This is a genomic window from Veillonella sp. oral taxon 780 str. F0422 (assembly GCF_000221605.1).
Classification (GTDB): Bacteria; Bacillota; Negativicutes; order Veillonellales; family Veillonellaceae; genus F0422.
Genome location: NZ_AFUJ01000023.1, coordinates 168,527 through 175,000 on the forward strand (window position 1 = coordinate 168,527; position 6,474 = coordinate 175,000).

General features: G+C 41.9%; 8 protein-coding genes (1 of these 8 running past the window's edge). All 8 read left to right on the forward strand.

Going from position 1 to position 6,474, the window contains the following annotated elements:
* Positions 1-4: 4 nt before the first annotated feature.
* Tightly spaced (at most 45 nt apart), the 8 genes in view from ruvA to secD form a layout consistent with a single transcriptional unit that may run on beyond the window.
* Positions 5-616, forward strand: coding sequence for a Holliday junction branch migration protein RuvA (gene ruvA, locus HMPREF9200_RS03455; RefSeq protein ID WP_009353327.1), 612 nt, complete (start codon positions 5-7; stop codon positions 614-616).
* Positions 617-618: 2 nt separating this feature from the next.
* Positions 619-1,626, forward strand: a complete 1,008-nt coding sequence (gene ruvB, locus HMPREF9200_RS03460; RefSeq protein WP_009353399.1) for a Holliday junction branch migration DNA helicase RuvB — start codon at positions 619-621, stop codon at positions 1,624-1,626.
* Positions 1,623-3,095: a SpoIID/LytB domain-containing protein gene (locus tag HMPREF9200_RS03465; protein WP_009353439.1), complete on the forward strand. Its 1,473-nt coding sequence runs from the start codon at positions 1,623-1,625 to the stop codon at positions 3,093-3,095. The genes ruvB and HMPREF9200_RS03465 overlap by 4 nt, the downstream gene beginning before the upstream one ends.
* Positions 3,096-3,106: 11 nt before the next feature.
* Positions 3,107-4,132: a tRNA preQ1(34) S-adenosylmethionine ribosyltransferase-isomerase QueA gene (queA, locus tag HMPREF9200_RS03470; protein WP_009353312.1), complete on the forward strand. Its 1,026-nt coding sequence runs from the start codon at positions 3,107-3,109 to the stop codon at positions 4,130-4,132.
* A gap of 45 nt (positions 4,133-4,177) precedes the next feature.
* On the forward strand, positions 4,178-5,287 hold the full coding sequence (gene tgt, locus HMPREF9200_RS03475) for a tRNA guanosine(34) transglycosylase Tgt (protein WP_009353303.1): 1,110 nt from the start codon (positions 4,178-4,180) through the stop codon (positions 5,285-5,287).
* An 8-nt stretch (positions 5,288-5,295) separates the two neighbouring features.
* Positions 5,296-5,589, forward strand: a complete 294-nt coding sequence (gene yajC / locus HMPREF9200_RS03480) for a preprotein translocase subunit YajC (protein WP_009353379.1) — start codon at positions 5,296-5,298, stop codon at positions 5,587-5,589.
* Complete coding sequence (locus HMPREF9200_RS03485; RefSeq protein WP_009353442.1) at positions 5,589-6,158, forward strand: 5-formyltetrahydrofolate cyclo-ligase; 570 nt, start codon at positions 5,589-5,591, stop codon at positions 6,156-6,158. The genes yajC and HMPREF9200_RS03485 overlap by 1 nt, the downstream gene beginning before the upstream one ends.
* An 11-nt stretch (positions 6,159-6,169) precedes the next feature.
* Positions 6,170-6,474: the start of a protein translocase subunit SecD gene (gene secD / locus HMPREF9200_RS03490; RefSeq protein WP_009353262.1), read on the forward strand. Its footprint extends 958 nt past the window's final position; the window shows 305 of its 1,263 coding nt (coding positions 1-305); it begins with the start codon at positions 6,170-6,172; its stop codon lies off the right edge, out of view.

The window sequence follows — 6,474 nt, forward strand, 5'->3', positions numbered from 1 at the left end:
GTTTATGATTGCATATATAAAAGGGGTTGTCACCCATCGATTGCTAGATTCGGTGTACGTGAATGTCCATGATGTGGGCTATCGTGTGTACGTACCTAGTTCAGTGCAAAGTCAGTTGCAAGTAGGTGAAGAAACTTGTTTATTCACGTATACTAATGTTCGTGAAGATGCTATTCAGTTATATGGCTTTTTGACGATGGAAGATTATGAGTTGTTTTTACTGCTCATCTCCGTATCAGGAGTGGGACCTAAATTGGGTCTTGGCATTTTATCGGCCATAAGTCCAGAACATTTTGTAGGACTCATCATTAGTGGTGATACAAAAGGTCTTCAGAAATTGCCTGGTATTGGTAAAAAATCAGCAGAGCGATTGGTGCTAGAGTTAAAAGATAAAATTGAAAGCCTCGGTATTGCAGGAACTTTCACACCAACGGGAAGAATTTCACCAGTAGAACAAGTGCCTGTAGGTACTACCGAAGAAGTGCTAGAAGCACTTATGGCATTAGGATACAGCGCACAAGAAGTGCAGCCGGTAATCCAAGAAGTTTACGATGGCACACAAGAAGTAGCAGTCTTATTAAAACAAGTATTAGCGGCATTGGGTAAAGGGCGATAAGAATGGATCAAGAAAATCGAATTGTAACCATGCAAGAACGGGAGGAAGACAATTGGCAATTTAGTCTTCGTCCTCGCTATTTAAAAGAATATATTGGACAAACACAGGCAAAGGAGAATCTTCATATTTTTATTGAAGCGGCCAAGCTGCGAGGAGATACTTTGGACCATGTCTTACTCTATGGACCTCCAGGGTTAGGGAAAACCACCTTGGCAGGAATCGTTGCTAATGAATTGGGCGTAAACTTCCGAGTTACCTCTGGACCAGCCATAGAACGAGCTGGCGATTTGGCAGCTTTATTGAGTAATTTGCAGCCGGGAGATGTACTGTTTATCGATGAAATCCATCGTTTATCTCGCTCTGTAGAAGAAGTGCTATATTCTGCTATGGAAGATTATGCTTTAGATATCATTATTGGTAAAGGTCCGAGTGCTAGATCGGTGCGCATTGAATTGCCTAAATTCACGCTGATTGGTGCCACAACACGAGCAGGATCTTTGGCGGCACCGCTACGTGATCGCTTTGGTGTGATTAGCCGTTTAGAATATTACAAGCAAAATGAGCTAGAGTTTATTGTGAGCCGTTCTGCTGATATTTTAGATATTCATATGGATCCAGAAGGAGCTAGTGAAATCGCTCGTCGTTCTAGAGGAACCCCTCGTATCGCGAATCGCTTGTTGAAACGTGTCCGTGATGTAGCACAAGTATTGGGTGATGGTGTGATTACAAAAGAAATTGCAGATCAGGCCTTACAGCGATTAGATATTGATAAGCTAGGTCTAGATCGTATAGATAGACGCATTTTAAGCACTATCATTGAAAAATTCGATGGTGGGCCTGTAGGGGTGGATACGATTGCAGCCTCCGTGAGTGAGGAACGTGAAAGTGTTGAAGATGTGTATGAACCATATTTGATGCAACTTGGTTTGTTGGCGCGCACAAATCGTGGACGTATCGTCACTCCTGCTGCCTATGACCACTTGGGAATCCCTAGAAAGGTGGATGCATGAGAAAGGTAGGATATCGCTATGTGGCGATAGCGGTTATAACAGCTGTATTAGGAAGTGCACCTTTTGTAGGCGCAGCAGCATCGCAAAAGGAAGTGCCGAAACGTACAACAGTGAAAGCTACTTTTGTGAAACCGAATGAAAGAAAAGATTCGGCAGCATCAAAACGGGTGGTTTTTAAGCCTGCTACTAAAGTGACGAAAGCGACGAAAACAACACCTCAAGAGACAATCAGAGTGCAAGAAAATACTGACAAACAAGCAAGAGTATCTAATGTTGTACAAGAGGTCAAGAAAGGTTCTAGTGGAGAGCCTGTGATACGAGTGTTGCTTGGGCATAGATCACAATCTTTTTCCATTAGTAGTGCTATGCCTATGGTTGTTCTAGATAGCCGTGGACATCAAGTGCAAACTATCAAAGAAAATCAGACTGTGATAGTTTCGAGTGGAGGCGGTTCAGTACATATAAATGGACATAGTATTGATAAGTCAATTACTATTCAAAATACACAAGGTAGATATGGATCTGAATTGCAAACATTAGGAAAAACCTATCGAGGTGCTGTGACAGTACATGCTAATACATCAGGATCCATGAGTGTTATTAATGTACTGGGGTTAGAACAATATGTACAAGGTGTAGTACCAGAAGAAGTGGTACCTAGTTGGCCTACGCCGGCCTTAGAAGCACAAGCAGTGGCAGCTAGGACCTATGCCTTGCACTCCATGAAGAGCAAACAAAATAGTATGTATGATATTGGAACTACTACAGCTGACCAAGTATATGGAGGGAAAAGTAGTGAGTTTGTAAGCACAAATACAGCGGTAAAGCGTACACATGGCATGGTTCTCACGTATCAGGGCCAACCGATTAATGCTCTTTTTCATTCCGATGGAGGTGGCTATACAGAGGATAGCGTGAACCTATGGGGTAATGATTTGCCCTACTTAAAAGGGGTGCAAGATTACTCGAATCATGAGGGTACAACCGTATGGAATGTCATTACCAGCCGTCAAAGTATAGAACAAAAATTAGCAGCAGCTAGCAAATCGGTAGGGTACTTACAGAAAATTGAATTATCTCCATTGGCAGATCGACCTATGAAAGTACAAGATCGAGGGGTTTCAGGACGTGTAAAAACAATGAAATTTGTAGGTGAAAAGGGCTCTATATCGCTTACAGGAGAACAGGTGCAAGGGATATTTGGCTTAAAGTCCACCTTATTTGATTTTTATGTAGGACAAACACCGCCGAGTCGGATTCAGGGGTCTTCTGTAAAAGCTAACCATACGTTTAGTAAAGCGAATCAGACTGTGACAATTCATGGATATGGTTGGGGACATGGTTTGGGACTTTCACAGTGGGGAGCGGCGGAAATGGCTAGCCGAAAAGAGGCAAGTCAGCCTGATTATTATAAAGTGATTTTACAACATTATTACCAAGGTACGGCACTTACGAAACTGTACAATTAATGAGGAATAGTATGAAAGTATCTGATTTTAATTATGATTTACCTGAGGAACTCATTGCACAACATCCGGTAGAACCACGGGATACGTCGCGATTGATGACCTTAGACAAGGTAAGTGGAGAGATATGCCATAAAGCATCCTTTCACTCCATACTAGATGAACTATCTGAAGGGGATGTGTTAATCTTTAATAACACTAAGGTTATCCCTGCTCGTTTGTATGGAGAACGTAAAGGGACAGGTGGTAAGGTAGAAGTACTACTGTTAACGCCCAAAGGAGAACATCTTTGGGAGTGTCTGGTAAAGCCAGGGAAAAAATGTCTAAAGGGACAACTCTTATCCTTTGGTCCTAATCTAGAGGCTGAGGTTATAGACCATACAGATTTTGGCGGTCGACTGATTCAATTTAAGCCGAACGGTAATTTTGATGAGATTATTAATGATATTGGTGAAATGCCATTGCCTCCGTATATCCATGAAAAACTAGAAGACAAAGATAGATACCAAACGGTATATGCCAAAGAAAAAGGATCCGCAGCAGCCCCCACAGCAGGCTTACATTTTACACCGGAATTATTGGATGAAATTCAGCGCAAAGGGGTACAAGTTGGATTTGTTACATTGCATGTAGGGTTAGGTACATTCCGCCCTGTGTCGGCAGAATCCATTGAAGACCATGATATGCATAAAGAGTTTTATCACGTGTCAGAAGAAACTGCAGAGCTGGTGAATCGTGCCAAAGCGGAAGGACGAAGAGTGATTGCCGTAGGAACTACATCGGTGCGTACATTAGAATCAGCAGCGACCGAGGTAGGTCATGTAAGGAGTGGGTCTGATTGGACTCAAATCTTTATTTATCCTGGCTATGAGTACAAGATGGTAGATGCGTTGATCACTAACTTTCATCTGCCACAGTCTACCTTACTCATGCTGATTAGTGCCTTAGCTGGTAGAGAGCATTGTCTAGAGGCCTATGAAGAGGCGGTACGTGAAAAATATAGATTTTTTAGCTTTGGTGATGCAATGTTCATTCGATAAGTTGAAAGTTGTGTTATAATACAGAAGTAATAAAGGAGTGTGTATATGGCGATTAGATATGAATTGCAAAAACAATGTCCCCACACAGGTGCACGGGCAGGGTTATTGCATACTCCTCATGGAACCTATGAAACACCGATGTTTATGCCCGTAGGGACACAGGCAACGGTAAAAACATTGGCCCCAGAGGAGCTGAAAGCGATGGGTTCTCAAGTTATCTTGAGTAATACCTATCATTTATTCTTGCGCCCAGGCGCTGACCTAGTGGAAGAAGCGGGCGGATTGCATAAGTTCATGAACTGGGACCAAGCCATCTTAACTGATAGTGGCGGGTTCCAAGTGTTCAGTTTAGGAAAGCTGCGCAAGATTACTGAAGAAGGAGTTAATTTTAGATCCCATTTAGATGGGTCGAAAAAATTTCTCTCTCCTGAAGTGGCCACTAAGGTACAAGAACAATTAGGTTCTGATATTATGATGGCATTCGATGAGTGTATTCCATATCCTGCGGATCATCGATATGCTGATGCATCAACAGCACGGACCACACGTTGGGCAGAACGTTGCCAAGAAGCACGTCGTTCTAAGAATCAAGGCATGTTTGGTATCGTTCAAGGTGGTATGTATAAAGACCTTCGTGAAAGAAGTGCTAAAGAGTTAGTGGATATGGACTTTGAAGGGTATAGCATTGGTGGCCTTTCGGTAGGGGAACCACATGATTTGATGTATGAAGTACTAGAATATACAACACCATTGTTGCCTACCAATAAAGCTCGTTATTTGATGGGTGTTGGTACTGCTGACTGCTTAGTGGAAGGGGTAGCTCGTGGAGTAGATATGTTTGACTGTGTATATCCAACACGAGTAGCGAGGAATGGCATGGCCATGACATGGAAAGGGCGATTGAATTTACGCAATGCTTCTTTCATGCGTGACTGGGGTCCGATTGAAGAAGGTTGCGGCTGTTATGCGTGCCAAAACTATTCAAGAGCTTATATTCGACATCTATATAAGGCAGAAGAAATTTTGGCTTTCCGATTGGTGTCGTATCATAATTTATATTTCTTACTAGAATTTATGCGTCAAATGCGTAAAGCTATCCTAGAGGATCGCTTTGTAGCATTCCGCGAAGAGTTCTGGCAGTATTTTACTAAATAGGAGGACTTATGGATTTCTTAGAATTTTTCCAAGGACAAACAGGGCAAGCGATTTTACCATTGTTGATTATGGTCGTGATTTTCTACTTCTTGTTATATCGTCCGCAAAAGAAACAACAAAAACAACGTCAAGTGTTATTGAACAGCCTTAAAAAAGGTCAAAAAGTATTGACTGTTGGTGGTATTTATGGTGAAATTGTTTCCTTAACAGAAGATACATTAGTGTTACAAGTGTCTGAAAAAGTGGAAATGAAATTTGCTCGTACAGCCATAGCTCAAGTTCTTGGAAAGGAACAGAAGTAATGGATAAAACGGCATTGCGTAAGAAGTTTTTAGAACGTCGTCGCAATGTACAAGTCCAAGAGGTTACAATTTGGTCTCAACAATTAGATGATCGACTTTGGTCTATTCCTACAATATCTGATGCAGAGCATATTATGGCGTACTTGGCTATGCCTAAAGAAGCCAATGTAGATATGTTTATTACAGAAGCATTGCAACAGGGTAAGTATGTATATGTGCCTGTGTGTGTGACGAAGACAGATATGGTAGGAGTTCGCATACAGAGTTTAAAGGACCTTGATAGAGGAGCTTTGGGAATACGGATTCCCAAAGAACCGTATGTAGTTGTAGAACCTCAAACATTGGATTGTATTCTCGTTCCTGGTCTAGCCTTTGATCGTAGAGGGGGCCGCATGGGAATGGGAGCTGGATATTATGACCGATACTTACAACAGATTGCTGTAGAGAACCGAATCGGTATAGCCTGGGATAATCAAATTTCAGAAGAAATGTTACCCATGGCACCTCATGATGAGTGGATGCATACCATTGTGACACCATCAGAGAGTATCCATTGTTATAAAGAATAGGAGGGAATCCATTGAACACAAAAGCAGCTTTACGCTTTTTCGGCGTAGTAGCAGTGATTTTAGGCCTATTTATTTGGCTCATTGGACCACTTGCTAACTCCATTAAACAAGGGTTGGATTTACAAGGTGGTACTCACATTGTATTAGAAGCGCAAGATTCTGGCCCTAACGTGGTTACAGATGATGCAGTAGAACGGGTTATTCAAATCTTAGGCCGTCGTATTAATGAAATGGGTTTAACTGAGCCTATCATTCAACGAGAAGGTAAAAAACGTATCATTATCGAATTACCTGGTGAAAAAGATCCCCAAAAAGC

Excerpts from the sequence above, each read along its gene's own strand:
- ruvA (WP_009353327.1), top strand. The coding sequence starts at position 5 with ATGATTGCATATATAAAAGGGGTTGTCACCCATCGATTGCTAGATTCG.
- queA (WP_009353312.1), top strand. The coding sequence starts at position 3,107 with ATGAAAGTATCTGATTTTAATTATGATTTACCTGAGGAACTCATTGCA.
- tgt (WP_009353303.1), top strand. The coding sequence starts at position 4,178 with ATGGCGATTAGATATGAATTGCAAAAACAATGTCCCCACACAGGTGCA.
- HMPREF9200_RS03465 (WP_009353439.1), top strand. The coding sequence starts at position 1,623 with ATGAGAAAGGTAGGATATCGCTATGTGGCGATAGCGGTTATAACAGCT.
- ruvB (WP_009353399.1), top strand. The coding sequence starts at position 619 with ATGGATCAAGAAAATCGAATTGTAACCATGCAAGAACGGGAGGAAGAC.
- HMPREF9200_RS03485 (WP_009353442.1), top strand. The coding sequence starts at position 5,589 with ATGGATAAAACGGCATTGCGTAAGAAGTTTTTAGAACGTCGTCGCAAT.
- yajC (WP_009353379.1), top strand. The coding sequence starts at position 5,296 with ATGGATTTCTTAGAATTTTTCCAAGGACAAACAGGGCAAGCGATTTTA.